We start from the raw sequence: 23,742 nt of genomic DNA on the forward strand, positions 1-23,742 counted from the left end.
GCACGGCCGTCAAGTACGCGGTCACCCGCGTGCGGGGCCGCGGCGCTTAACGGCCAATTGCGCGATCCAACCCGCCCAGGCCTGCTATACTCCGTCCCTCATTGGGGAGTAGCCGCCCTGCGGCATGTCCGCACCGTTGTGTCAGGTGCGTCGCACGTGCGATTCGCGGGGGCGCCTGTCAACAGACTTGGCCATCACGGCCATGGCAGCCGCAGCCTCCGGCCTGGCGAGACCGATGATCCACACCCGCCGCAACAGGGCCCGGCGTCTCGTGGGTCGTCGCTCGTTCATGGCAGGCCTGGATAATCCCGCCCAATCGTGAATCAAGCTTTCCTCATTTCGACCGGAGCGGTCGCGCTCGCCGAAATCGGCGACAAGACGCAACTCCTCTCGCTCGTCCTCGCCGCCCGCTATCGCAAGCCTGTGCCGATCATCCTCGGCGTATTCACTGCCACGCTCGTCAACCACGCCTGCGCGGGCGCACTCGGCGCGTGGCTCGGCTCGCTGCTCACGCCGACCATCATGCGCTGGGCGCTGGCGGCGTCGTTCATCGCGATGGGTTTGTGGATCCTCGTGCCGGACAAGCTCGACGACGAGGAAGCCAACACCAGCCGCACGCATTTCGGCGTGTTCGGCGCGACCGTGGTGACGTTCTTCATCGCGGAAATGGGCGACAAGACGCAGATCGCGACAGTGGCGCTCGCCGCGCGCTTTCACGATTTCTTCGGCGTGGTGGCGGGCACCACGCTCGGCATGATGATCGCGAACGTGCCGGCGATCCTGCTCGGCGACCGCTTCGCCCACCGGCTGCCGACCAAACTCGTGCACGGCATCGCCGCCGTGATGTTCGTGGTTCTGGGGACGATGGCGTTGTTTGGGATTGGCGTTTAAGCGGCGTCCCGGTTGTGTGCCGCCAGTCGCCGCACTTCCCGCGCGTCAAAAAGTAAAAAACGGCCCGGCAGGTCATTCCTGCCGGGCCGTTTTTTTTCGATCCTTAACAGACGTACGCGCCCTTACGGCTCAACACGCCAACCTACTCCGCGACTTTCGCTCCCGACGCCGGAACTGGAGCCGCAGCAGGTGAAGCGCCGGCGGCGGCCATCTCGTTGGACGCGCCACCGTTGTTGTCGAGCGGAAGCTTCACCGTGTGCACGACGCCATTGCCGAGCGGGAAATCGGCCAGCGCGCTGCGCGCCAGATACGGCATCGCCCTTACCAGCGACGACTCGCCGCCCGAGTTGCGCGCCGTCACGTTATAGACCTCCTTGCCCGTCGCGCGCTCGGTGATCCGCACGCCCAGCAGATGCGTGAAAATCGGATAGGTCTGGTTCACATACGCGCTCTGGTACGGACCCCAAGGCCCCCACGGTCCCCATGGATCGAACGGCCGGCCCCAGTAAGGCCCGGGCCACGGGTTGTAGTACACCGGTTCCGCGACGGTCACCATGTCGGAGCGAATCCCATACGAGAGTCCGACCAGATAGCGCGCCTGCGCGCTGTCGACTTCGCGGAACGCATGAACGGCGAGTTCGCTGGCAACGATGCGCTCGTAGGTGGAGAGTTCGAGATTGCTCTGCTGACCCGGCGGCCGCGTGAACGCAAAGGTGCGGGTGGCGTCGTTGCTGCTCCAGTCGGAGAACGCCGTGACCTGCGTGGTCACGTAAGTGGTGCAGCCGGACAGGAGCGCCGTCAGCGCCGCCAGCAGCAGCGCGGCGCGACGGGTCCATTGGTGGATGTTCATGGTCTGCCTCGTGATGCCTCAGGGTTGCCCGTTATTGTCAGTCATGATCGGGCTCGTCTGCCGCGCTGCCTGTTATCGTCTGTTGCTGCGCGGGCGCCCGATAATACGCTGACCTGGCACGCCGGTAAAAAGTTCGCTCCGCACGATTGCGCGAGCCTTTGTACAATGGCTCGTCAAGCCCGGCTCTCGTGCCCTTGCGCGCCTGACCGCTCGAGTCCCATCACCACAGAACGCCATGGCCGATACCGCAACGCCCAATGTGATCCGCCGCGCCGATTACGCGCCGCCCGCCTTCCTGATCGACACCGTCGCGCTGGAGTTCGATCTGGTCCCCGAACGCACGGTCGTGAGGAATACGATGCGTGTGCGCCGCAACCCGGACGCGTCGCGCGCCGCGCATCTGGAATTGATGGGCGAACAGCTGGAGTTCGTCGGCGCGGAGATCGACGGCCAGCCGTTCGCCAACGCGCACGCGCATGAACACGGCCTGCTGCTCGACAACGTGCCGGACAGCTTCGAACTGACGCTCACGAGCCTTTGCAATCCGGCTGCGAACACCACGCTGTCGGGCCTCTACGTGTCGGGCGGCAACTTCTTCACGCAGTGCGAGGCCGAGGGCTTTCGCCGTATCACCTACTTCCTCGACCGCCCCGACGTGATGTCGACCTACACGGTCACGTTGCGCGCGAGCAAGGCCGAGTTTCCGGTGCTGCTGTCGAACGGCAATCTGCTCGAAGATGGCGACTTGCCGGACGGCCGCCATTTCGCGCGCTGGGAAGATCCGTTCAGGAAGCCGAGCTATCTGTTCGCGCTGGTCGCGGGCAAGCTGGTGGCGCTCGAAGAACGCGTGAAGACCGGCTCGGGCAAGGAAAAGCTGCTGCAGGTGTGGGTCGAGCCGCACGATCTCGACAAGACCCGTCACGCAATGGACTCGCTGATCCATTCGATCCGCTGGGACGAAGAACGCTTCGGGCTCGAACTCGATCTGGACCGCTTCATGATCGTCGCGGTGAGCGACTTCAACATGGGCGCGATGGAGAACAAAGGGCTCAACATCTTCAACACGAAGTACGTGCTGGCGAATCCGGAAACGGCGACCGACACCGACTTCGCGAACATCGAGGCGGTGGTCGGCCACGAGTACTTCCATAACTGGACCGGCAACCGCGTGACCTGCCGCGACTGGTTCCAGTTGAGCCTGAAGGAAGGCCTGACGGTGTTCCGCGACCAGGAGTTCTCCGCGGACATGGAGGCCGGCCAGGCCACCAGCAGCGACCAGGCCGCGCGCGCGACCAAGCGCATCGAGGACGTGCGCGTGCTGCGCCAGATGCAGTTCGCCGAAGACGCGGGTCCGATGGCGCATCCGGTACGTCCGGAGAGCTACGTCGAGATCAACAACTTCTACACGATGACGGTCTACGAGAAAGGTTCGGAAGTCGTGCGGATGTATCAGACGCTGTTCGGCCGCGACGGATTCCGCAAGGGCATGGACCTGTACTTCAAGCGCCATGACGGCCAGGCCGTGACCTGCGACGATTTCCGTTACGCGCTCGCCGACGCGAACGGCCGCGATCTCGCGCAGTTCGAGCGCTGGTACAGCCAGGCCGGTACCCCGAGGGTATCCGTGCGAACCGAGTACGACGCCAAGCAGCAGCGCTACAGCGTGACGCTCAGGCAAGGTTACGGCGACACCGCGCCGGCCGCGCGCGAAACGCAGAACGGAGCGCTGCTGATTCCGCTCGCGATCGGCCTGATCGGCAAGGACGGCGAGGATCTGCCGCTCCAGCTGGAAAGCGAAGCCAGGGCTTCGGCCTCCACCACGCGCGTGCTCGAATTCACGCAGACCGAACAGACCTTCACGTTCGTGAACGTCGCGCAGGAACCGCTGCCGTCGCTGCTGCGCAATTTCTCCGCGCCGGTGATCGTCGAGTACGATTACTCGGCCGACCAGTTGGCATTCCTGCTCGCGCACGACAGCGATCCCTTCAACCGCTGGGAAGCCGGCCAGCGGCTCGCCACGCGCGAACTGATGACGCTTGCCGAACGGGCCGCCACGAACGTGCCGCTGCAACTCGATGACTCGGTGGTCGCCGCATTCGCGCGCGTGCTCACCGACGAAACGCTGTCGCCGTCGTTCCGCGAACTCGCGCTGATGCTGCCGTCCGAAGCGTACCTGGCCGAGCAGATGGCCGAATCGAATCCGGCTGCCGTGCATACCGCCCGGCAGTTCGTGCGCAAGCGTCTGGCCACGGCGCTGAAAGACGAGTGGCACAAGGTGTACGAGCACCATCGCACGCCCGGCACATACGAAGCGACGCCCGAGGCGGCCGGCCATCGCGCGCTGAAGAATCTCGCGCTGTCGTATCTCGCGGAACTGGACAATCCGGCTGAAGCGGTGCGTCTCGCGTCCGCGCAATACGACGCCGCGAACAACATGACCGACCGCGCGGCGGCGCTCTCCGCGCTGCTCAATGCGGGGGCGGCCAAGGGCGGCAGCAACGAGGCGCAACAGGCGCTGGACGACTTCTACCGGCGCTTCGAAAAGGCGCCACTCGTGATCGACAAGTGGTTTGCGTTGCAAGCCGCGCAGCGTGGCAGCGCGCAACGTCCGGTGATCGACATCGTGCGCAAACTGATGACGCATCCGGCCTTCAACCTGAAGAACCCAAATCGCGCGCGCTCGCTGATCTTCAGCTTCTGCGCGGCGAATCCCGCGCAGTTCCATGCCGAAGACGGCTCGGGCTATGCGTTCTGGGCCGATCAGGTGATCGCGCTCGACGCGCTCAATCCGCAAGTGGCCGCCCGCCTCGCCCGCTCACTCGAATTGTGGCGCCGCTTCACGCCGGCGCTGCGCGAGCGCATGCGTGCGGCGCTGGAGAAGGTGGCTTCGCAGGTGAAATCGCGCGACGTGCGTGAAATCGTGGAGAAGGCATTGGCGTAATGCCTGCGCGACAGCCGCGTGATTGCGGCACCCGCCTCGAAAAGCCGGCACGCGTTGCCGGCTTTTTCTCGTCCTGAGTCCGGCTTATGGGCCACGTTTGGCGCGCCCCACGTTAGCCATCTGGACGACTGTTCATGGCGGCTCGCCAGGGTGAAAGTAAACGCATTCGGTTAACGGTTTACGTTTAACGCATTGCGTTATATCATCCCATGATCACGACATTCGGCGACAAAGCTACGGCGAGAATCTTTCAGGGCAAGTTCGTGGATTCACTGCCGCTTCACATTCAGGCGCTCGCGCGCCGCAAGCTGATGATGATCGACGCCGCCAACTCCATCGTCAATCTGCACGCGCCGCCGGGTAACCGGCTCGAAGCCCTGCAAGGCCAGCGCAGCGGGCGATGGAGCATCAGGATCAATGCGCAATGGCGCATCTGTTTTCACTTCGTCGGCGAGGAGGCGCTGAATGTCGAGATTGTCGACTATCACTGACTATTGGGAGACCGGCATGGTCATCAAACGCTCTGAGCTGAACAGTATCGATTTCTCCGACATCGATACCGGCGACAGCATCCCGGAAATCCATCCGGGCGAGATTCTGCGCAGCGAGTTCCTCGAACCGCTCGGCATGTCCGTCAATGCGCTCGCGCTTGCGCTGCGCGTACCGGCGCCGCGCATCAACGACGTGGTGCGCGCAAAGCGCGCCATCTCGGCCGATACAGCGCTGCGGCTCGAGCGCTACTTCGGCGCGAGCGCGCAGTTCTGGCTCAACCTGCAAATCGCCTACGACCTGCGCGTCGCCACCGCGGCCGCCGGCGAACAGATCGAACGCGAAATCGAGCCCATGCCCAAGGCGGATCGCCCGAAGCTGCCCAAGGTGTCGGCGGAGCACGCCCGCGCCGCGGCACTTGCGGCCAGCGTGAGCCGCAACTTCACCGCCGCCAAGGCACGCCGCAAAGCCTGAATCAAGCCGCGCGGTGTGGCGCCGGCCACAGCTCCGGGCGCAAAAGCACAGAGCGGACACATCCAGCGGTTAAAATCGGGATATTCCTCTAGCCTTCCCGGAGTACAGCAATGTCTTTGCAACGTCGTACCACCCTCACGAAGTACCTGATCGAGCAGCAGCGCGAGACCAATAACCTCCCGGCGGACCTGCGCCTTTTGATCGAAGTCGTCGCTCGTGCGTGCAAGGCGATCAGCTACCACGTCAGCAAGGGCGCGCTCGGCGATGCGCTCGGCACGGCCGGCAGCGAAAACGTGCAGGGCGAAGTGCAGAAGAAGCTCGACATCCTGTCGAACGAAATCCTGCTCGAAGCGAATGAATGGGGCGGCAACCTGGCCGGCATGGCATCCGAGGAAATGGAACAGTTCTTCCCGATCCCGGCCAACTATCCGAAGGGCGAATACCTGCTGGTGTTCGATCCGCTCGACGGCTCGTCGAACATCGACGTCAACGTTTCGATCGGCACGATCTTCTCGGTGCTGCGCTGCCCGGACGGCCAGCAACCCACCGAACAGTCGTTCCTGCAACCGGGCACGCAGCAGGTCGCCGCGGGTTATGCGGTGTATGGCCCGCAAACCGTGCTCGTGCTGACCACCGGCAACGGCGTGAACTGCTTCACGCTCGACCGCGAACTCGGATCATGGGTGCTCACGCAAAGCGACATGCGCATTCCGGTCGAAACGCGGGAGTATGCGATCAACGCGTCGAACGAGCGCCATTGGTATGCGCCGGTCGAGCAGTACATCGGCGAATTGAAGGCGGGAAAGGAAGGGCCGCGCCAGAGCGACTTCAACATGCGCTGGGTCGCATCGATGGTCGCGGACGTGCACCGCATTCTGAATCGCGGCGGCGTCTTCATGTATCCGGCCGACAAGCGCACGCCGGACAAGCCGGGCAAGCTGCGCCTGATGTACGAGGCGAACCCGATGGCATTCATCGTCGAGCAGGCTGGCGGCGCTGCGACCAACGGCGAAAAGCGCATCCTGGATATCCAGCCGAAGAGTCTGCACGAGCGTGTGGCAGTGTTCCTCGGCTCGAAGAATGAAGTCGATCGAGTCACCCGCTACCATTTCGAAGCAAAAAAATGAGTTAGGGGACTTGCCAAGCTGCTAAAGGAGTCCCTATAATCTCGTTTCTCCTGATGCCGGAATAGCTCAGACGGTAGAGCAGCGCATTCGTAATGCGAAGGTCGGGGGTTCGATTCCTCTTTCCGGCACCATCAAGCTTCAAGCAAAAAGCCCAGTCCTTTGGACTGGGCTTTTTGCTTTCTGAGCGGTCGTTGATGAAGACAGATTGGATGATCCGTTCATCGCGCACTGACCTTTTTGCGGATCTTCGTCTCGACGTCGACTCCGGTTTGAAACGGAAGCGCATCTACTTCAGCCGGACAATCCCGATGTCCGTTGACCAGGGCACTGGGTTGGCAGGCGCTTCTGTCATGCACTGTTGACCACAAATATCCAGCGCCGACGGCGGATCGATCCTCAAACAAACTAAACTACCCGCGCATCACTCTACATGACCACCTGCGCCCAACTACTGCGCAATCAAATCGGCCCCGCTCACCCGGGAAAGCCCGATCGCCCGTATGACGGCATCAAGACGAGATTGCGGGCCACGACGGAATCGTCGACAACCGGTTGCTGCGCCCGCGGCGCGCCGTAGGCATCGATCGCTTCCTGAGGGGCAGACGGGAACCACAAGATCCTGCCCGCGCATTCGATTCCGACCTGACGATCGTTCCAGTAGACAGCGTTTTCCATAGCGCACTCTCCGATTGGCGACGCCTGATATCTTCCGCGCCGCAGCTCACGCGTCCGTGCGCAATCGCACGACACGCATCAGATAACTGTTGCAAGCATAGGCGGCATTTGCTCCGATGACGAAGTCACGATCGGTGCACGGCTTGGCTCCAGGTTCAAACCCGCCGCTCTCGGCGATTAGCTGATTTGCCAACTCGTGCAAAACTTTTTTAAACACGCTCGTGCCCGTCAACGGAATTGCGAAATCGATCGTTAGAGAACATTAGGAGCCCGGTGGGCACACCAAACGAGCAGGTAATTAACGAACGTTCATTCAAATACAGGAAGTTCTTTCCGTGCGGCAGCGCACAAATATCCGCTTGATTTATTCACATCGGAAAGTGATTAAGCGTTTGACGTAAAAGCAGGACGGGGGCAGGGAGATGCGCAGCGCAGGCGGGACAGGGCTCTGAAGGAAATGACGAAAAGTTGGAAACTATTTGATCTGCATCAAACGGAAAAACGGTGTGCTGAAGAAGACAATAAATTTTATTCAAACCCTCTGTTCAAGTGTTGGCTTGTGCCGTTAAAGCAACAGAGAACATCAGACACGCATCAGACACTGGTGCCAAACGGGGACCGAGGCAGATAATCGGTTCGTAAAGGAGAAAGATCATGGATGCCAAACCAACGAAGATTCCGACCCCGGATAAGGTTTTCTGCCCGGATCCGGAACCCGCTGGCGTCGAGTTTCTGGGTGCCGAGCTGCCTGAGCACGTTCGCGCGTTTTTCGACGAACAACGCAAGTCGTGCGATTCGAAGTAATTGTGCGGTGGCGCGATGCAGCATGGACGCGCGAGCGTAATACGCGCGGTGATGCACGGCGCGTGCATACGGTCCCTCATTCGTCATTCGATCGGTGCTTGACACTGGATCAGTTCGCCTGATTCCGTCTGCGCGCTTGGCTTCCTGGCCACGGCGCGTGAGTTTGCGCGCCCTTCTCATTAGCGCGGACCGCCAAGATCTGTAGGACGCTGCCCTTCATTCGCGCGAGACGCCGCCCTTCTGCCAGGGCATCATTTATTCTTCTGGTTTTTCCTCTGCGGCCGCCCGGCCCCGCCCACTTCCCATGAATCGTTCGTATCGCCTTGGCGCGTCATGCGCACTCGCGTTAGCCGCGTGGCTCGCATTCGTCCCCGCCCCCGCCGTCGCCGATGGCGACGACACGGCGCTCACCAATCTGATCGCGCTGGTTTCGCAGCGCCTCGCGCTCGCCGAGCCGGTGGCGCGCTGGAAGTGGGCCAATCACCAGGCGATTACCGATACACCGCGCGAGAACGCGCTACTGGCCGATGTGGAAAAGCGCGCTACGGCCGCGAACGTCGACCCGGCATTCGCCCGCGCCTTCTTCCAGGATCAGATCGACGCGAGCAAGGACGTGCAAAACGCGCTGTTCGCCACCTGGCGCAGCACGCAGCCGCCGCAAGGGCCCGCGCCCGACCTCGCCACCACCACCAGGCCTCAGCTTGACCGGCTGACGCAATCGCTCGTGGCCGGTCTCGCGCGCGTGCAACCACTGCGCACGGCGGACGACTGTCCGTCGCGCGTCGCGCAATCGCTTGCCAACTGGAAATCGCTGACCCGGTATGACTCGACCCGTTCGAGCGCGTTGACTCGCGCGCTGGGTCACGTGTGCGAAACGGGCGGCGTAGGTGCGACCGGTTGATCCGGCCGGTGCACTAGAACACGCGGGCGGCTGACCGCCCGGATCTGCTTTCCGCGGTGGACGAGTGGCTCAGGCCGTGCGGACGAGGACCGTCAAGCGATAGTCACCGGCGTATCGGTCGATACGCTCAACGGCAGAACACGCAGGCCGCGTGCAAGGTGACTTTGCAGGAGGCGATAGGTCGACAGCTCGAACGGCCCCCCGACGCTCGACGCGTACAACTCAGCCGCCTGCGTAAGCGAGGCCGCATGTCCCACGTAGCGCCAACGGTCGACCACGTGAAAAGCGTGCGCCTGCGATGCCTCCTCTCGCTCCTCGAAGACGACCGGCCCCTCGAACGGCCACGGGGCGTCCGCCGGATCGCTCCTCATGACGCGCGGCACGCGATTATGGCCGGGGCGCAATGTCGCGATCCATTGCGCTTCCGCCAGCATCGCGCCCAGTTCACCGCCGGTCGCGCGCCACTCGACCCGCCGCACCTGCTGCGCAAGCCGAATATCCTTCGACGAGCGCCGCTCGCCGGTCAAATGCGAGCGTAAGCGCTGACGTACACGCACGCTTCGTCCGACATACAGCGGCAAATCACCTTCGCCGTAAAAGGCATAGACGCCGCAACCGGCTGGCGCGGAATCGAGCAGATCTTCCGTGATATCGCCAGCGAGCCGGTAGCGCCGCGTGGTGCGCTCGATCTGCGCGCGCAGCACGTCGAGCGGCACGAGGCCACGCAGGCGCTGCCAGAACTGCCAGATCAGATCGGCGTCGGCGAGCGCCCGATGGCGATCGGAAGGCACAAGCGCGTGACGTTCAACCAGCGCATCGAGCCCGTGACGCTTTTCAGACGGAAACAACGCGCGCGACAGACGCACCGTGCACAGCACATCTGGGTCGAACGCGATTCCGACCCGACGGAATTCGCCGCGCAGAAAGCCACGGTCGAAACTGGCGTTGTGCGCGACGAACAATTTGCCGTTCAGACGCTCGAACAAAGCCGGCGCGATGGCGTCGAAGGTCGGCGCGCCGCGCACCATGGCGTTCGTGATACCGGTGAGTTGCTGGATGAACGACGGAATCGGCTGCTGCGGGTCGATCAGACTACTCCAGCGCGACACGCCGGCCGGCCCTACTTCGACGACGCCGACCTCGGTAATGCGATGCTCGCTGGTGGAACCGCCGGTGGTTTCGAGGTCGACGAAAACGATCGGGACATCCAGGGCCGGTTCCGGCAAAAACTGTTCAGACATGGAAAGAGATAACTTTGGACTCGTGGCTTTGCGGCAAGTATGCACCAGTTGAACGCCGCGCACCCGAATCGCGCCACATCGGCCCGGATGGGTTGCCGCGCGCAGAGCGTATTTTGTAGATGAGCCGCGAATTAAAGTGCAAACTCGACGCATTATATTTTTGGCCACGCGGAATTGAAAACAACAGAGACCGCAGCCGTCCCTTTGTCATTTCGATTAATTTATTTTAACCACGTAGGTAATCGGAACTACAACGGAGAATATCTTCCCCAAGAGCAATAAAAAAGCCCTCAGATTCAGACGAGGGCTTTTGGCAAGCAGCGGCCGGCGGCGCGCTGGACGGCTTACAGGGGCTGGCTGTTCGCCGCCTGCTTGCCCTTCGGACCCGCTTTCACATCGAAGGAAACGCGCTGGTTTTCCTTCAGCGACTTGAAGCCTTCCGCGCGAATCTCCGAAAAGTGGGCAAACAGATCGTCGCCACCCGAGTCCGAAGTGATGAAGCCAAAGCCTTTAGCATCGTTGAACCATTTGACGACACCAGTTTCGATTTTTCAATTTCCCTCGATGATTTATCTATATACGGGCATTGGCCCTCATGTCGAATAACAGTGCGATTTCATAAGCAGAAACGGCAGCTGGAATTCAGCCTTGCTGTTATACGGGGAACGAAGAATTGTCGTCAAGAGAATTTTTTATGCATTTAGCACGCCCAGCGCAAAGCAAAGAATGCCGTTTAACTGGTCCGCATCTATTTATTAACTACAGAAAAAATAACGCGTCAATTTTACCCAACTAGTTCCACAACATGCCAAATGGCGGGAATTTTTTCAGCAGACACCCTGAATAAATGTAACAAAATCTATTTTTCGTAAGTGTTTGTCCGAGTTGTTACTGCCCACTCACGGCCGCATGATCGAAATCAGTGGTTGTAATGCGTATCAGGAGATTGTCATGTTGCTCGATGAAATCCGCCGCCTCGTCTTGCGGCTCACTCACTCGCACACGAAGACCGCTTCCGGGCAGCCCGCGCCGGCTGCCGCCCCCTCTTTCGAATTCGATGTGATGTGGCACGGGGATCATTGGCAGAATCTGCTGTCGTCGCCGATGGACGCTCGCCACTACGTGATGGAAGACTGGTGCGTGTCGACGACGGCCGACTGGAACGACGTGGACGACGCAGCGCCCGCGCACTAGGCAACTCCCGGCGGATCGCCGTTCAGCAGACGAAAAAAAGCGCGACTCGGGAGTCGCGCCGACAAAGGTTTGGAGATCTTTTTCGTCAACGAAAAAGTCTGCTTCGGAAAGCAGAAATACCAGTATAGCGGCTCATTCAATTTCCATTATTCACACAATCAACAATCACTTATTGCAGCAATAACAACAATCCCTATCGTTGATACTTGCCCGTTGTTTTTTTGCATCGTTTACTGTCGCAAATGAGCAACGCAAATTTAATCGACGCCATCTCCCAATCGCTTAATAAGCCGGAGAGCCTTTATTTATAAGGCTTACAGGGCGCTCACACATCGTTTCAGAACGCGTAATACTTTATTGCGGAAATCGGAACGCCCACTTCGCAGAGTGTCTCTCTACACTCTGGCTAATCGGAAACCGGCGCGGGTTTGGTCAGCGCGCTTCTCACACGGATCCCGCCTCTCGCAGCGTCCCGCGTGAAGGTCTCCCAAGCTAGGGTTCAAATATTTCTCTCGCTCTCGGAGTTACAAAATGAAGAAGACAGTCATGGTCGCGGCCCTCACCGGCGTTTTTGCAACCGCTGCGCATGCGCAAAGCAGTGTGACGCTGTATGGCTTGATCGACGCCGGCATTACCTACACGAACAATCAGCACGGACATAGCAACTGGCAGATGACGAGCGGCTCGGTCAACGGCAGCCGTTTTGGCCTCCGTGGCGCGGAAGATCTGGGCGGCGGGCTGAAGGCTATCTTCACGTTGGAAAACGGCTTCGGCATCAATGACGGCACGCTCAAGCAGAACAGCCGTCTGTTCGGGCGGCAGGCTTTCGTCGGTCTGTCGAGCAACGACTTCGGCTCGGTAACCCTCGGTCGTCAATATGACAGCATGGTCGACTACGTCGGCCCGCTGGCGCTGACCGGCACGCAATACGGCGGCACGCAGTTCGCGCACCCGTTCGACAACGACAACCTCAACAACTCTTTCCGTGTCAACAACTCGGTCAAGTACCAGAGCGTGAACTACGGCGGCTTCAAGTTCGGCGCGTTGTACGGCTTCTCGAACCAGGCCGCCGGCTTCGCTAACAACCGCGCTTACAGTGCGGGCGCGTCGTACAACTGGGGCGGCCTGAATGTTGCCGCTGCTTACTTGCAACTGAACAGCAATGGCGCGAACAGCGCGGCCGCTGCATTCAACTCGGGCGGCGCTGTTTCGGGCGACAACACGTTCTTCGCTGCCCGTCAGCAAACGTGGGGTGCAGGTGCGAACTACGCGTTCGGCCCGGCAACGGTCGGCCTCGTGTACTCGCAAACGAACCTGCAAGGCCTCGCTGGCATCAGCCAGGGTTCGTCGGGCGTCACGGGCGGTATCGCCTTCCCGACCAACAGCGCTCAGTTCCAGAACTTCGAAGCCAATGCCCGTTACGCGCTGACGCCGGCCATCAGCATCGCCGGTGCGTACACGTACACCCGCGCGAACCTGTCCAGCTCGCATGTGCACTGGAACCAGTTCAACCTGCAAACTGCGTACGCATTGTCCAAGCGTACCGACGTGTACCTGCAAGGGGTATATCAGGAAGCCAACGAAGGCTCGATCGTCGACGCCAGCATCAATGGTCTTGGCGCAGCATCGAGCAGCAACAAGCAGATCGCTGTGACCGCAGGTCTGCGTCACCGCTTCTAAGCATTCAAAGCTGCGCAGTACTCGCAGTATCGAAGGCGCCGTTCGCGGCGCCTTTTTTTATACCGCTCCGATCGTGTCGAGACATCTGAACGGGAAGCCCAACGGCAGGCTCGATCAGATGCGCAGGTTGCTAACAGAAGCAAGCGCTCACGATGATTCGACGGACCTCGTCGTTACAGTCTGATCCGCCCTTACCCTGACAAGCTCACCAGGCGCAGCAAGTCGTGCGCCTAGCCGCCCGTATCGGGCGCCGGATATTTGACGTCGAGTATGTCGATCGACTGCGGGCCGGCCGGCGTATACAACGTGACCGTGTCGCCGACTTTCGCCTTGAGCAACGCGCGCGCAATCGGCGAAATCCAGCTCACGCAACCGATATCCAGATCGACCTCGTCGATGCCGACGATCGTCACGGTATGCACCTCGCCATCTTCCGTCGCATATTCGACGGTCGCGCCGAAGAAAACCTGATCGACGTTCTCCTGCTTGCTGCTATCGACGACTTCAGCGAGGTCGAGACGCTTGGTCAGAAAGCGGATGCGCCGGTCGATCTCGCGCAAGCGCCGCTTGCCATAGATGTAGTCGCCGTTCTCCGAGCGATCGCCGTTCGACGCCGCCCACGACACGAGCCTGACCACTTCGGGCCGCTCGACATCGATCAGATTCAGCAGTTCATCGCGCATGCGCCGGTAGCCAGCGGGCGTGATGTAATTCTTGGTACCCGCGGGGACTTCCGGCTGGGCGACGTCGAGGTCGTCGTCGTTCTCTTCACTCGACTCTTTGACAAAGGCCTTGTTCATAATGGTCCATTAACTGCAGCAAGCAACTGCCTATCAAGGGTACACGATCAGGCCCATCAGACAAATCGCTTTGCGCGCTTCCCTTTTCTAAAACCTTTGGCTATAATCTCGTTTCTGTGTGCGGCTGTAGCTCAGTTGGATAGAGTACTTGGCTACGAACCAAGGGGTCGTGGGTTCGAATCCTGCCAGCCGCACCACCTATTCGATGGCGTCCCTCCGGGAAGCCATCAGGTTTCATTGCAGTAAGTATCACCGGTTTAAGCGTGCGGCTGTAGCTCAGTTGGATAGAGTACTTGGCTACGAACCAAGGGGTCGTGGGTTCGAATCCTGCCAGCCGCACCACCTATGAAGGGCCTTCCAATCGGAAGGCCCTTTGTTTTTGTCCGGCGCTTTTACGCAAAGCGCCTCACCGCGTTGGGGACACCGTCCGTTATCGCGGTGGCGACTGAATATCTCCGATCCGGCCATCCGGGCTCGGCACGTCCTCGACCACGCCGCCCACCGTTCGTTCGCCGAGCACCTGGGCTCGCGCGCCGGTCAACGCCTGCGGCTCGCGCAGCACATCGTCCACAGTATCGCCGAAGCGGCTTGCGACGAACGCTCGCAACAGAGCGACCTGCAACGAGTCTCCGCGCCCATCCACCGCTCGATGTCCGCCCTGAAACTCGGCGACACAGTGTGTCGCCCCCGCATCGGTCCGTTCACGCACCTCCAGTCGCTGCGTGCGCTCCAACACCAGGGCCGCCGCTTCCCAGGATGTGGCGGGCGTGAACCGCCCGTCCCACGGACGACCGCGGTCGTTACCGCGAATCGAGACGGTTTCGCCGCTGTCGGTGAAATAGATTTCGCGCACGAAGTCGTGCAGGCTGCGGGCCACCCAATAATCGAGCGCCACGCCATCGAGATCGGCTACGTTCAAAAGCGTTCTCCCTGAGGTTCGGGTGAGACCCGGGTAAGTCTCGCCTGTCGCCCGCTTGTTCAGCTTTGAGCGAAGTACCGCAGGCGCCTCGGAAACGCCGACGCAAATTCTGAGCCGTAAAACCAGCGCCGATCAGTAATCCGCGCGCTCGCGATCGATTCGCATGCCGCCTTCATGACGGTGATGCGCCTCTTCGCTCGGCCGTTCGCGCGCAATGCGCATGACGTCCGGGTTCGTGCGCACGCGGCGCATCACGTTGGCCAGATGGACGCGATCGCTGACCTGGATCACGAAGCGCAAAACCGTGGATTCCTGCGACAGGTCTTCGTCCATCGCGATGTGGACAATGTTCGCATCCGCCGACGTGATGTCGGCAGCCACTCGGGCAAACACGCCCTTGGTATTCTTGACCAGCACCTTGACGGCGACGTCGAACAGACGACCCGGCTGCGGCGCCCACGCGACGTCGATCCATCGGCCCGGATCGCGCCGATGGATTCGCTGCGCGACGCGACAGTCAGTGGTGTGGATGGCCATGCCGAGGCCGATACCGATATAGCCCATGATGTTGTCGCCCGGAATAGGACGGCAGCATGCGGACAACTGCACCGACATGCCCTCGGTGCCCGTGATGACCACCGGCGGCGCATGCGGCGAACCGGATTCGGAGCGCGAGCCGTCGTCGTCGGCGTCGCGCCCGCTCATCAGCACTTCGATTCGCTTGGCCATGACCGCTGCGACACGTCGGCCGAGGCCGATGTCAGCGAAAATTTCCTGACGGTTCTTGTTGCCCGTCCACTGCACGAGCTTTTCCCACGCTTCTGGCGTCACATCCGACAGCGCCAGTCCATAACCCTTCAACGCCTGGTCCACCAGCCGCTCACCGAGCTGCACGGATTCGTTCAGACGCATCGTTTTCAGATAATGGCGGATCGCGGAACGCGCTTTGCCGCTGCGCACGAAACCCAGCCACGCCGGATTGGGCTTCGAGTACGGCGCAGTGATGACTTCGACGATATCGCCGCTCTTCAACTCGGTCCGCAGCGGCAGCAATTCATTGTTGATCTTCACGGCGACGCACTGATTGCCCAGGTCGCTGTGGATCGAGTACGCGAAGTCGAGCGCCGTGGCGCCGCGCGGCAGCGCCATGATTTTCGACTTTGGCGTAAAGACATAGACCGCATCCGGGAACAGATCGATCTTGACGTGTTCGAGGAACTCGCTCGAGTCGCCTGCTTCGCTCTGAATGTCGAGCAGGGACTTCAGCCACTGGTGCGCGCGCTTTTGCACATCGTTCAGGTCGGCGCTGCCGTTCTTGTACAGCCAGTGCGCGGCCACGCCCGCTTCGGCGATCTCGTGCATCTTGCGCGTGCGCACCTGAAACTCGATCGGCGCACCGAACGGGCCGACCAGCGTGGTGTGCAGCGATTGATAGCCGTTCACCTTCGGGATGGCAATGTAGTCCTTGAACTTGCCGGGCACGGGCTTATACAACGCATGCAGCGCGCCGATGCAGGTGTAGCACTCCAGCGCGCTCTCTACCACCACGCGAAAGCCATACACGTCGAGCACCTGCGAGAACGACAGTTGCTTGTCACGCATCTTCTTGTAGATGCTGAAGATGGTCTTTTCGCGGCCGGTGACTTCGGCGTCGATCTTCGCGTCGGCAATGCCGCGCTGCACCGACTCCAGAATCTTGCCGACGACTTCGCGCCGGTTGCCGCGCGCCGCCTTGACGGCTTTTTCGAGCGTGGCGTACCGGTGCGGATTGAAATTCGCGAAGCTCAGGTCCTGCAGCTCGCGATAGGTATTGTTCAGGCCGAGCCGGTGCGCGATCGGGGCATAGATATCCAGCGTCTCGCGCGCCACGCGACGGCGTTTTTCCGGCGGCACTGCGCCGAGCGTGCGCATGTTGTGCAGCCGGTCGGCGAGCTTGACCAGAATCACGCGGACGTCGCGCGCCATCGCGAGCAGCATCTTGCGGAAGTTTTCCGCCTGTGCCTCTTCGCGATTGCGGAATTCCATCTTGTCCAGCTTCGACAAGCCATCGACCAGTTCCGCGACCTTCGCGCCGAAACGCTCGGCGAGTTCGGCCTTGGTCACGCCCTGGTCTTCCATCACGTCGTGCAGCAGCGCCGCCATCATTGCCTGGGCGTCGAGATTCCAGCCGGCGCAAATCTCCGCGACGGCGACAGGATGCGTGATGTAAGGCTCTCCACTCTGGCGGTACTGGCCGAGGTGAGCTTCGTCGCTGAAATGGAAGGCGGCCTTGATGTCCTTGATCTCGTCCGGCTGCAGATAGCCGGACAGGACGGACGTCAATTTGGCGATGGAGACGACGTCATGCCGGCGCGGCTGCTCCGGCGTGGCGGTCGGTCCGAACAGATGGCGGAACGACTGTTCGAGGACCGCGTCGATGTACTTCCGTGCAGACGAGGGCAAGTCGGCGTCGTGGTCCACTTCCGTGGCGGTGGGCGGGGTAGCACTCATGGTCGCCTCCGTAGCGGTTTAGGGTTGGACGCCGGTCTACACGTTGATGCAATCAGTGTGGCAAATATGTGGCAAATCGAAAACGGAACAGTGCGCCTTAGACCGGCACCTTCTTCAGCATTTCGACGCCGACCTGGCCGGCCGCGATTTCGCGCAGTGCGACGACGGTGGGCTTGTCGCGGCTTTCGATCTTCGGCGTATGGCCTTGAGCGAGCTGACGCGCGCGATAGGTCGCGGCAAGCGCGAGTTCGAAACGGTTCGGGATCTGTTTGAGGCAGTCTTCGACGGTAATGCGGGCCATGTTGGGTTCCTTCTCAGTATGTTGCTTATTCTACCTTATGTGCTCGACACAACGCCGCGCTCACGCGTGCGGCAGGTGAATGCCGAGCTGCACGAAAAGCTGCGTGTGACGGGCGTACTGCGACGCGAAGCGCGAGCGCGTGGCGGCGACGAGGCACTGCAGTTCGCTCAGCGCGCGATCGAAGTTCTCGTTGATCACGACGTACTCCGCTTCGGCCGCGTGCGCCATCTCGCTGCCGGCCGCCAGCAGGCGCCGCGTGATCACGTTCGGCTCGTCCTGGCCGCGCTTTTTCAGACGCTCTTCGAGCGCTTCGAGGGACGGCGGCAAGATGAAAATTTCGACCGCGTTGTGAAACTGCTTCTTCACCTGCTGCGCACCCTGCCAATCGATTTCGAGCAGCACGTCATGGCCGCTCTTCATCTGCTCCTCGATCCACACGCGCGACGTGCCGTAGTAGTTGCCATGCACTTCCGCGCTTTCCAGAAACTCGCCCTGGTCGTGACGCTGCATGAAGTCGTCCACGCTGGTGAAGTGATAGTGCTCGCCGTCCTGCTCCTTCGGGCGCGGCGGGCGCGTCGTGTACGAGATCGACAGACGGATCGCGTCGTCGCCGGCGAGCAGCGCGTTCACGAGCGTCGACTTGCCCGCCCCCGAAGGCGCGACGACCATGAACAGATTGCCGGGATAAGCACCGGCGTAAGGGTTGCGCGGTGCGCCGGTTTCGCGTTTGTGATCGATCATGTTGACGGTGCTCCAGCCTTATTCCAGATTCTGCACTTGCTCGCGCATCTGTTCGATGAGCAGCTTCAGGGTCATCGACGAATCCGCCAGTTCCTTCGCGGCCGCTTTCGAGCCGAGCGTGTTCGCTTCGCGGTTCAGTTCCTGCATCATGAAGTCGAGCCGCTTGCCGACCTTGCCGCCCTTCTCGATCACGTGGCGCGTTTCGTTCAGATGAGCCGTGAGGCGCGACAGTTCTTCGGCGATGTCGATACGGATGCCGTACATCGTCACTTCCTGGCGAATCCGTTCGTTGATCTCTTCGCGCGAGACGATGGTCGCGGCCGTATCCGGCGCGGCGATGCCGAGCGCTTCCTGCAAACGTTCGACGATCTTCTGCTGATGCTTGGCAATCAGCTCCGGCACGAGCGGCGTGATCTTCGTGACAATCGCTTCCATCTCGGTGACGTTGGCGAGCAGCACCGTGGCGAGTTGCGCGCCTTCGCGGGCGCGCACGTCGATCAGGTCGGTAATCGCCTGCTTGCCGCACGCGAGCACCGCGTCGCGCAACGTTTCCGGCGCCACGCCGCTTTCTGCCAGCACGCCCGGCCAGCGGAGAATTTCGCCGGTGCGCAGACGTCCCGCTTCCGGGAACGTGGAGAGCACCGTGCGCTCGAGCAGCGCGAGTTGAGTCAGCGCGTCGCGATTGATCGCGCCCGCGTTGGCGGACTGCTCGCTGCGCTGCAGGTTGATGCGGATATCCACCTTGCCGCGCGACAGCTTGTTCATCAGCATTTCGCGCAGCGTCGGTTCACAGACGCGCACGTCTTCCGGCATACGGAAGTTCAGATCGAGAAAGCGCGAGTTCACCGTGCGCAGTTCGACCGACACGCTCACACCGCCTGTGCCCGATGCCGCGACGAGTTCGCGCGTGGCGCTCGCATAGCCAGTCATGCTGTAGATCATCGTATTTCTCGCGATTGCGGCCATGCGTTCGACGCTGGCCTGAGAGGCGAATCGCCCGGCGTGTACGAGACGCGGGGCGGGGAACCGGCATTATCCCATTTTTGGCGGCGACATCCGCCGGGAGCGAGCGTACATGCGGGCAAGCGCGCACTTGCCCAGCTTCGCAGATCGTCATTCGCCGCGAAGCATCCGCGCCGCCTTGCCACTTGTCGCCGACACAGCCGTTCAGCGGCAAGGCGCGCGGGTGACCGCCCTACCCGATCGGCGGTAAAATCGCGCTTTCCCTCCGCATTTCTTCCAGACCGATCCCAAATGAACAACGACACCCAACGCCCCAGCGGCCGCCAGGCCAATCAGCTGCGCGACGTGCGCATCACGCGCCACTACACGAAGCACGCGGAGGGCTCGGTGCTGGTCGAATTCGGCGACACGAAGGTCATCTGCACAGCGAGCATCGCCGAGAGTGTGCCGTCGTTTCTGCGCGACCGCGGCCAGGGCTGGCTCACCGCCGAATACGGGATGCTGCCGCGGGCCACGCACACCCGCAGCGACCGCGAAGCGGCGCGCGGCAAGCAGACCGGCCGCACCCAGGAAATCCAGCGGCTGATCGGCCGCGCGCTGCGCTCGGTGTTCGATCTCGAGAAGCTCGGCGCGCGCACGCTGCACATCGATTGCGACGTGATCCAGGCCGACGGCGGCACGCGCACGGCCAGCATCACCGGCGCGTTCGTGGCCGCGCACGACGCGGTGGCGAAGCTGCTCGCCACCGGCCGCATCGAAACCTCGCCGATCAACGACTATGTCGCCGCGATCTCGGTCGGCGTGTACGACGGCCTGCCGGTGCTCGACCTCGACTACGACGAAGACTCGCAGTGCGACACCGACATGAACGTGGTAATGACGGGCGCGGGCGGCTTCGTCGAAGTCCAGGGCACTGCCGAGGGCGTGCCCTTCTCGCGCGACGAAATGAACGCGCTGCTCGACCTGGCAAGCGACGGCATCAACACGCTGATCGCGAAGCAGAAAGAAGCGCTGGAGCAAAAGAGTGAATGAGGTTCGTGAAGGCAACGGCGCAAGCGCGCCCTTGAATCCATCGTTGAAGACGCCGTTGACAAAAGTGGTGCTGGCGTCGAACAACGCGGGCAAGCTGCGCGAGTTCGCGGCGCTGCTCGGCGCGGCCGGCATCGAGCTGATTGCGCAAGGCGAGCTGAACGTGCCGGAGGCGGAAGAGCCGCATCCGACCTTCGTCGAAAACGCGCTGACCAAGGCGCGCCATGCGGCAAAGCTCACCGGCCTGCCCGCTCTCGCCGACGACTCCGGCCTGTGCGTGCGCGCCTTGCGCGGCGCGCCCGGCGTGTATTCGGCGCGCTACGCGCAACTCGCCGGCGGCGAAAAGAGCGACGCGGCGAATAACGCACGCCTCGTTGCCGCGCTGCAAGGCGAAAGCGATCGCCGCGCCTATTACTACTGCGTGCTGGCTCTCGTGCGTTACGCCGACGATCCCGAACCGCTGATCGCCGAAGGCCGCTGGCATGGCGAAATCCTCGACGCGCCGCGTGGCGCACATGGTTTCGGCTACGACCCGCACTTCTTTTTGCCGTCGTTGAACGCGAGCGCCGCGGAGCTGGAGCCGGCGGTGAAAAACGCCAGCAGTCATCGCGCGATCGCGTTGCGGCAACTGCTCGCGCGCCTCCCGGAGGAAGCGTGATTCCGATCAAGCCCGCGCCTGCCGAGATCGGCGGCGCTGTCATCAAGGCGTTCACGTCGCCGGGCAGCATTCGCCTGACGTCGCTGCCGCCGTTGGCGCTGTACGTGCATTTTCCGTGGTGCGTGCGCAAGTGTCCGTATTGCGACTTCAACTCGCATGAGTGGAAAGGCGACGCGTTCCCGGAAAACGACTACCTCGACGCGTTGCGTGCCGATCTCGAGATGGCTCTGCCGTTGATCTGGGGCCGGCAGGTGCATACGGTGTTCATCGGCGGCGGCACGCCCAGCCTGCTGTCGGCGGCGGGACTCGACCGCATGCTGTCGGACGTGCGCGCGCTGCTGCCGCTCGACGCCGACGCCGAGATCACGCTCGAAGCCAATCCAGGCACGTTCGAAGCCGACAAGTTCGCGCAGTTTCGGGCGAGCGGTGTGAACCGGCTGTCGGTGGGGATCCAGAGTTTCAACGAAGCGCATCTACAGGCGCTCGGCCGGATTCACGACGCGGCGCAAGCGCGCCACGCGGTCGAAGTCGCCGCCACCACGTTCGACAACTTCAACCTCGACCTGATGTTCGCGCTGCCGCGGCAGACGCTCGCCGAATGCCAGGCCGATGTGGAGACGGCGTTGTCGTTCGCGCCGCCGCATCTGTCGCTGTATCACCTGACGCTCGAACCGAACACGTTGTTTGCGAAATTCCCACCCGCGCTGCCCGACGACGATGCGTCCGCCGACATGCAGGACTGGATTCACGAGCGCACGACAGCGGCCGGTTACACGCGCTACGAGGTGTCGGCGTATGCGCAGCCGCATCGGCAGAGCAAGCACAATCTGAACTACTGGCGCTTCGGCGACTATCTTGGCATCGGCGCGGGCGCGCACACGAAGCTGTCGTTTCCGAATCGCGTGCTCCGCCAGGCACGCTACAAACATCCGACCGCCTTCATCGAGCGGGCGTTGGCCGGCACGGCGGTGCAGGAAGAGCACGAAGTCGGACCGCGCGACCTGCCGTTCGAGTTCATGCTGAACGCGCTGCGGCTGGTTGAAGGATTTCCGGTGCATCGGTTCGTCGAGCGTACGGGGCTGTCGATGACGTCGATCGAACCGGCGTTGCAGGAAGCCGAACGGCGCAAGCTGATTACGCGCGACCACGAAAAGATTGCGCCGACGCCGCTTGGCCAGGCGTTCCTGAACGATTTGCAAGCGCTGTTTCTTAAAGATCCACAGTGATTACCGACCGACTGAACGCCGCAGCGAAGATTTTTCAGGTTACAATTCGCGGCTTGGAGGTGTGGCCGAGCGGTTTAAGGCACCGGTCTTGAAAACCGGCGAAGGAGCAATCTTTCCGTGAGTTCGAATCTCACCGCCTCCGCCAGAGTCATCAGCAGAAACGGGCCGACGGGCCCGTTTTTCGTTTGTGCCCACTGTGTTCGCATGAGGTGTTCACGCGAAGCGGTACAAGTCGCCACGCCGCAAGGGCCGCGCCCTAAACCAACGCAGTCGCCTCGACTTCGATCTTGAAGCCATAGTGCAATTGAGGCACCGGCACGACGGCACGCGCCGGGCACGCTTCACCTGCCCAACGCGCGTAGATCTGGTTGAAGCTCATCCAGTTTTCAATATCGACGATATAGACCCGCACCTGCACCAGTTGCGCGATGCTGCTGCCGGCGCTCTCGAGCGCGGCTTTCACATTGGCCAGCACCTGTTCGGCCTGCGCCTCGAACGACGCATCGGTCAGCTTGTTGCCTTGCGCGTCGATCGGCAGTTGCCCCGAAACGAATGCGAAGCCATTCGCAATCGCGACATGGCTGTAGTGGCCGCCCGGCTTTGCGAGCGCGGCTGGGTTGTCCGTCTGTGGCAAACGTGGATCGTGCTGGCTACCAGCCATGAATAAGACTCCAAAAGGTAACGACGCCCAGGAGACGCGTGGTTGCACGCACGATGACGCGCGCCACACACTCACACGGCGAGCCTCTTCAATTCGCATTCGCGAAGCAATGCGCAGTCACGCGCAACGTGGCCGCAGCAAATGAGTGTGTTGAATGCAGCAAGACCCGATGCGTCGCATCGCTCAGCGTTCACTGCACTTCGCGCAACTCGCTCGCTTGAACAAGCGACCCCGCCGAGCACGCGTCACACGCTAAGCGCCTCCAGCTTTTCGCGCGCATCGGCGCAACGGCGATTCAGGTCGCGATGCATCAGCTGGCTGTCGAGCAAAGCCGATACATCAGTCAAACCATAATCAAAGCGCAAGACGTATTCGATATCCGTGTAGTCGTGATAGGCGCCGCTGTCAGCCAGCTTCTGCGCTTCGGCGAAAGCCGCTTGTAGCCGTTCGCCAGTCATCAAGTCTCTGATCGCCATGAGTGCCGCTCCGAGGAACAGTGGCTCGATCATAGCAACGCAATTTGCTAAGCACGGTCGCGCGCACGCAACACCTGGTGTTTTCCGTAGACGCGGCGCGCCGGGCGTCGGCGTCAAGTCCGCAAGCAATATCAGCAGTACCGGCGGCGCCGGCATCGTCCGCATCAGGCCGTGCGTGGGCAAGCCACACGCAACCGTCGCACAGCCTTCA

Annotated in this window: 24 protein-coding genes, 4 tRNA genes and 1 riboswitch; of the genes, 16 read left to right on the plus strand and 12 right to left on the minus strand. The window is 61.8% G+C overall.

What is annotated here, in order from left to right; all coding sequences use genetic code 11:
- Positions 1–91: 91 nt before the first annotated feature.
- A riboswitch (yybP-ykoY riboswitch) is annotated at positions 92–300 on the plus strand.
- A gap of 18 nt (positions 301–318) precedes the next feature.
- Positions 319–891, plus strand: coding sequence for a TMEM165/GDT1 family protein (locus P0D89_RS19370; protein WP_408376990.1), 573 nt, complete (start codon positions 319–321; stop codon positions 889–891).
- A gap of 142 nt (positions 892–1,033) precedes the next feature.
- Here the strand turns inward: P0D89_RS19370 and P0D89_RS19375 are convergent, their stop codons facing one another.
- On the minus strand, positions 1,034–1,741 hold the full coding sequence (locus P0D89_RS19375; RefSeq protein ID WP_408361456.1) for a DUF4136 domain-containing protein: 708 nt from the start codon (positions 1,739–1,741) through the stop codon (positions 1,034–1,036).
- A 235-nt stretch (positions 1,742–1,976) separates the two neighbouring features.
- On the opposite strand from P0D89_RS19375, the gene pepN reads away from it, so the two are divergent.
- The 5 genes from pepN to P0D89_RS19400 all read left to right on the plus strand — a co-directional run bounded on the left by pepN (position 1,977) and on the right by P0D89_RS19400 (position 6,903).
- Positions 1,977–4,682: an aminopeptidase N gene (gene pepN, locus P0D89_RS19380; protein WP_408361457.1), complete on the plus strand. Its 2,706-nt coding sequence runs from the start codon at positions 1,977–1,979 to the stop codon at positions 4,680–4,682.
- 209 nt (positions 4,683–4,891) lie between these two features.
- Positions 4,892–5,173 carry a type II toxin-antitoxin system RelE/ParE family toxin gene (locus tag P0D89_RS19385; protein WP_408361458.1) on the plus strand — a complete coding sequence of 94 codons (282 nt, stop codon included), beginning with the start codon at positions 4,892–4,894 and terminating at the stop codon, positions 5,171–5,173.
- 16 nt (positions 5,174–5,189) lie between these two features.
- The gene (locus P0D89_RS19390; RefSeq protein ID WP_408361459.1) at positions 5,190–5,645 is read left to right on the plus strand and encodes a HigA family addiction module antitoxin; all 456 of its coding nucleotides are present in this window, start codon (positions 5,190–5,192) and stop codon (positions 5,643–5,645) included.
- Positions 5,646–5,755: 110 nt separating this feature from the next.
- Positions 5,756–6,772, plus strand: a complete 1,017-nt coding sequence (locus P0D89_RS19395) for a class 1 fructose-bisphosphatase (protein WP_408361460.1) — start codon at positions 5,756–5,758, stop codon at positions 6,770–6,772.
- Between the two features lie 55 nt (positions 6,773–6,827).
- A tRNA-Thr gene (locus P0D89_RS19400) sits at positions 6,828–6,903 on the plus strand.
- A 343-nt stretch (positions 6,904–7,246) separates the two neighbouring features.
- Here P0D89_RS19400 and P0D89_RS19405 read toward each other — a convergent pair.
- Positions 7,247–7,447 (minus strand): hypothetical protein, encoded by a 201-nt coding sequence (locus P0D89_RS19405; RefSeq protein ID WP_408361461.1) that lies wholly within the window; start codon positions 7,445–7,447, stop codon positions 7,247–7,249.
- A 654-nt stretch (positions 7,448–8,101) separates the two neighbouring features.
- Between P0D89_RS19405 and P0D89_RS19410 the strand changes: the two genes are divergently transcribed.
- Both P0D89_RS19410 and P0D89_RS19415 read left to right on the plus strand, forming a co-directional pair.
- Positions 8,102–8,251, plus strand: coding sequence for a hypothetical protein (locus P0D89_RS19410; RefSeq protein WP_042321669.1), 150 nt, complete (start codon positions 8,102–8,104; stop codon positions 8,249–8,251).
- A gap of 304 nt (positions 8,252–8,555) precedes the next feature.
- Positions 8,556–9,152 (plus strand): chorismate mutase, encoded by a 597-nt coding sequence (locus tag P0D89_RS19415; protein WP_408361462.1) that lies wholly within the window; start codon positions 8,556–8,558, stop codon positions 9,150–9,152.
- Between the two features lie 92 nt (positions 9,153–9,244).
- On the opposite strand, the gene P0D89_RS19420 is transcribed toward P0D89_RS19415, so the two are convergent.
- Positions 9,245–10,393: an exonuclease domain-containing protein gene (locus P0D89_RS19420; RefSeq protein ID WP_408361463.1), complete on the minus strand. Its 1,149-nt coding sequence runs from the start codon at positions 10,391–10,393 to the stop codon at positions 9,245–9,247.
- 344 nt (positions 10,394–10,737) lie between these two features.
- Positions 10,738–10,941, minus strand: a complete 204-nt coding sequence (locus P0D89_RS19425; protein WP_408361499.1) for a cold-shock protein — start codon at positions 10,939–10,941, stop codon at positions 10,738–10,740.
- 403 nt (positions 10,942–11,344) lie between these two features.
- Here P0D89_RS19425 and P0D89_RS19430 point away from each other — a divergent pair, with 403 nt between their 5' ends.
- On the plus strand, positions 11,345–11,587 hold the full coding sequence (locus P0D89_RS19430; RefSeq protein ID WP_408361464.1) for a hypothetical protein: 243 nt from the start codon (positions 11,345–11,347) through the stop codon (positions 11,585–11,587).
- Between the two features lie 531 nt (positions 11,588–12,118).
- Positions 12,119–13,267 carry a porin gene (locus P0D89_RS19435; RefSeq protein ID WP_408361466.1) on the plus strand — a complete coding sequence of 383 codons (1,149 nt, stop codon included), beginning with the start codon at positions 12,119–12,121 and terminating at the stop codon, positions 13,265–13,267.
- A gap of 230 nt (positions 13,268–13,497) precedes the next feature.
- On the opposite strand, the gene greB is transcribed toward P0D89_RS19435, so the two are convergent.
- Entirely contained in the window at positions 13,498–14,067 is a 570-nt protein-coding gene (greB, locus tag P0D89_RS19440) for a transcription elongation factor GreB (protein WP_408361468.1), read from the minus strand.
- Between the two features lie 120 nt (positions 14,068–14,187).
- Between greB and P0D89_RS19445 the strand changes: the two genes are divergently transcribed.
- Both P0D89_RS19445 and P0D89_RS19450 read left to right on the plus strand, forming a co-directional pair.
- Positions 14,188–14,264: transfer RNA gene (locus tag P0D89_RS19445), tRNA-Arg, on the plus strand.
- A gap of 68 nt (positions 14,265–14,332) precedes the next feature.
- Positions 14,333–14,409: transfer RNA gene (locus tag P0D89_RS19450), tRNA-Arg, on the plus strand.
- Between the two features lie 88 nt (positions 14,410–14,497).
- On the opposite strand, the gene P0D89_RS19455 is transcribed toward P0D89_RS19450, so the two are convergent.
- From P0D89_RS19455 to P0D89_RS19475, 5 genes are all read right to left on the minus strand, one after another.
- The gene (locus P0D89_RS19455) at positions 14,498–14,986 is read right to left on the minus strand and encodes a phage protein NinX family protein (protein WP_408361469.1); all 489 of its coding nucleotides are present in this window, start codon (positions 14,984–14,986) and stop codon (positions 14,498–14,500) included.
- A 132-nt stretch (positions 14,987–15,118) separates the two neighbouring features.
- Positions 15,119–17,476, minus strand: a complete 2,358-nt coding sequence (locus P0D89_RS19460; RefSeq protein ID WP_408361470.1) for a RelA/SpoT family protein — start codon at positions 17,474–17,476, stop codon at positions 15,119–15,121.
- 97 nt (positions 17,477–17,573) lie between these two features.
- Positions 17,574–17,777 (minus strand): DNA-directed RNA polymerase subunit omega, encoded by a 204-nt coding sequence (gene rpoZ / locus P0D89_RS19465; RefSeq protein WP_006025620.1) that lies wholly within the window; start codon positions 17,775–17,777, stop codon positions 17,574–17,576.
- 60 nt (positions 17,778–17,837) lie between these two features.
- Positions 17,838–18,518 (minus strand): guanylate kinase, encoded by a 681-nt coding sequence (gene gmk / locus P0D89_RS19470; RefSeq protein ID WP_408361471.1) that lies wholly within the window; start codon positions 18,516–18,518, stop codon positions 17,838–17,840.
- 18 nt (positions 18,519–18,536) lie between these two features.
- Positions 18,537–19,460, minus strand: coding sequence for a YicC/YloC family endoribonuclease (locus tag P0D89_RS19475; protein WP_408361472.1), 924 nt, complete (start codon positions 19,458–19,460; stop codon positions 18,537–18,539).
- A gap of 312 nt (positions 19,461–19,772) precedes the next feature.
- On the opposite strand from P0D89_RS19475, the gene rph reads away from it, so the two are divergent.
- The 4 genes from rph to P0D89_RS19495 all read left to right on the plus strand — a co-directional run bounded on the left by rph (position 19,773) and on the right by P0D89_RS19495 (position 22,539).
- Complete coding sequence (rph, locus tag P0D89_RS19480) at positions 19,773–20,513, plus strand: ribonuclease PH (protein ID WP_408361473.1); 741 nt, start codon at positions 19,773–19,775, stop codon at positions 20,511–20,513.
- Entirely contained in the window at positions 20,506–21,168 is a 663-nt protein-coding gene (rdgB, locus tag P0D89_RS19485; protein ID WP_408361474.1) for an RdgB/HAM1 family non-canonical purine NTP pyrophosphatase, read from the plus strand. Before rph ends, rdgB begins: the two co-directional genes overlap by 8 nt.
- Positions 21,165–22,394, plus strand: a complete 1,230-nt coding sequence (gene hemW / locus P0D89_RS19490) for a radical SAM family heme chaperone HemW (RefSeq protein ID WP_408361475.1) — start codon at positions 21,165–21,167, stop codon at positions 22,392–22,394. The genes rdgB and hemW overlap by 4 nt, the downstream gene beginning before the upstream one ends.
- Before the next feature lie 55 nt (positions 22,395–22,449).
- A tRNA-Ser gene (locus tag P0D89_RS19495) sits at positions 22,450–22,539 on the plus strand.
- A gap of 111 nt (positions 22,540–22,650) precedes the next feature.
- Here the strand turns inward: P0D89_RS19495 and P0D89_RS19500 are convergent.
- Positions 22,651–23,055 carry a RidA family protein gene (locus tag P0D89_RS19500; protein ID WP_408361476.1) on the minus strand — a complete coding sequence of 135 codons (405 nt, stop codon included), beginning with the start codon at positions 23,053–23,055 and terminating at the stop codon, positions 22,651–22,653.
- A gap of 245 nt (positions 23,056–23,300) precedes the next feature.
- Positions 23,301–23,531 (minus strand): hypothetical protein, encoded by a 231-nt coding sequence (locus P0D89_RS19505; RefSeq protein WP_408361500.1) that lies wholly within the window; start codon positions 23,529–23,531, stop codon positions 23,301–23,303.
- Positions 23,532–23,742 lie beyond the last annotated feature (211 nt).

The organism is Paraburkholderia sp. RL18-085-BIA-A, assembly GCF_046027075.1.
In the GTDB taxonomy this organism is placed as follows: Bacteria; Pseudomonadota; Gammaproteobacteria; order Burkholderiales; family Burkholderiaceae; genus Paraburkholderia.

Excerpts from the sequence above, each read along its gene's own strand:
- P0D89_RS19390 (WP_408361459.1), top strand. The coding sequence starts at position 5,190 with ATGGTCATCAAACGCTCTGAGCTGAACAGTATCGATTTCTCCGACATC.
- P0D89_RS19405 (WP_408361461.1), bottom strand. The coding sequence starts at position 7,447 with ATGGAAAACGCTGTCTACTGGAACGATCGTCAGGTCGGAATCGAATGC.
- P0D89_RS19395 (WP_408361460.1), top strand. The coding sequence starts at position 5,756 with ATGTCTTTGCAACGTCGTACCACCCTCACGAAGTACCTGATCGAGCAG.
- greB (WP_408361468.1), bottom strand. The coding sequence starts at position 14,067 with ATGAACAAGGCCTTTGTCAAAGAGTCGAGTGAAGAGAACGACGACGAC.
- P0D89_RS19410 (WP_042321669.1), top strand. The coding sequence starts at position 8,102 with ATGGATGCCAAACCAACGAAGATTCCGACCCCGGATAAGGTTTTCTGC.
- P0D89_RS19505 (WP_408361500.1), bottom strand. The coding sequence starts at position 23,531 with ATGGCGATCAGAGACTTGATGACTGGCGAACGGCTACAAGCGGCTTTC.
- rph (WP_408361473.1), top strand. The coding sequence starts at position 19,773 with ATGAACAACGACACCCAACGCCCCAGCGGCCGCCAGGCCAATCAGCTG.
- P0D89_RS19460 (WP_408361470.1), bottom strand. The coding sequence starts at position 17,476 with ATGAGTGCTACCCCGCCCACCGCCACGGAAGTGGACCACGACGCCGAC.
- pepN (WP_408361457.1), top strand. The coding sequence starts at position 1,977 with ATGGCCGATACCGCAACGCCCAATGTGATCCGCCGCGCCGATTACGCG.
- P0D89_RS19375 (WP_408361456.1), bottom strand. The coding sequence starts at position 1,741 with ATGAACATCCACCAATGGACCCGTCGCGCCGCGCTGCTGCTGGCGGCG.
- P0D89_RS19420 (WP_408361463.1), bottom strand. The coding sequence starts at position 10,393 with ATGTCTGAACAGTTTTTGCCGGAACCGGCCCTGGATGTCCCGATCGTT.
- P0D89_RS19500 (WP_408361476.1), bottom strand. The coding sequence starts at position 23,055 with ATGGCTGGTAGCCAGCACGATCCACGTTTGCCACAGACGGACAACCCA.
- rpoZ (WP_006025620.1), bottom strand. The coding sequence starts at position 17,777 with ATGGCCCGCATTACCGTCGAAGACTGCCTCAAACAGATCCCGAACCGT.
- P0D89_RS19430 (WP_408361464.1), top strand. The coding sequence starts at position 11,345 with ATGTTGCTCGATGAAATCCGCCGCCTCGTCTTGCGGCTCACTCACTCG.
- P0D89_RS19435 (WP_408361466.1), top strand. The coding sequence starts at position 12,119 with ATGAAGAAGACAGTCATGGTCGCGGCCCTCACCGGCGTTTTTGCAACC.
- P0D89_RS19415 (WP_408361462.1), top strand. The coding sequence starts at position 8,556 with ATGAATCGTTCGTATCGCCTTGGCGCGTCATGCGCACTCGCGTTAGCC.
- gmk (WP_408361471.1), bottom strand. The coding sequence starts at position 18,518 with ATGATCGATCACAAACGCGAAACCGGCGCACCGCGCAACCCTTACGCC.
- P0D89_RS19385 (WP_408361458.1), top strand. The coding sequence starts at position 4,892 with ATGATCACGACATTCGGCGACAAAGCTACGGCGAGAATCTTTCAGGGC.
- P0D89_RS19475 (WP_408361472.1), bottom strand. The coding sequence starts at position 19,460 with ATGATCTACAGCATGACTGGCTATGCGAGCGCCACGCGCGAACTCGTC.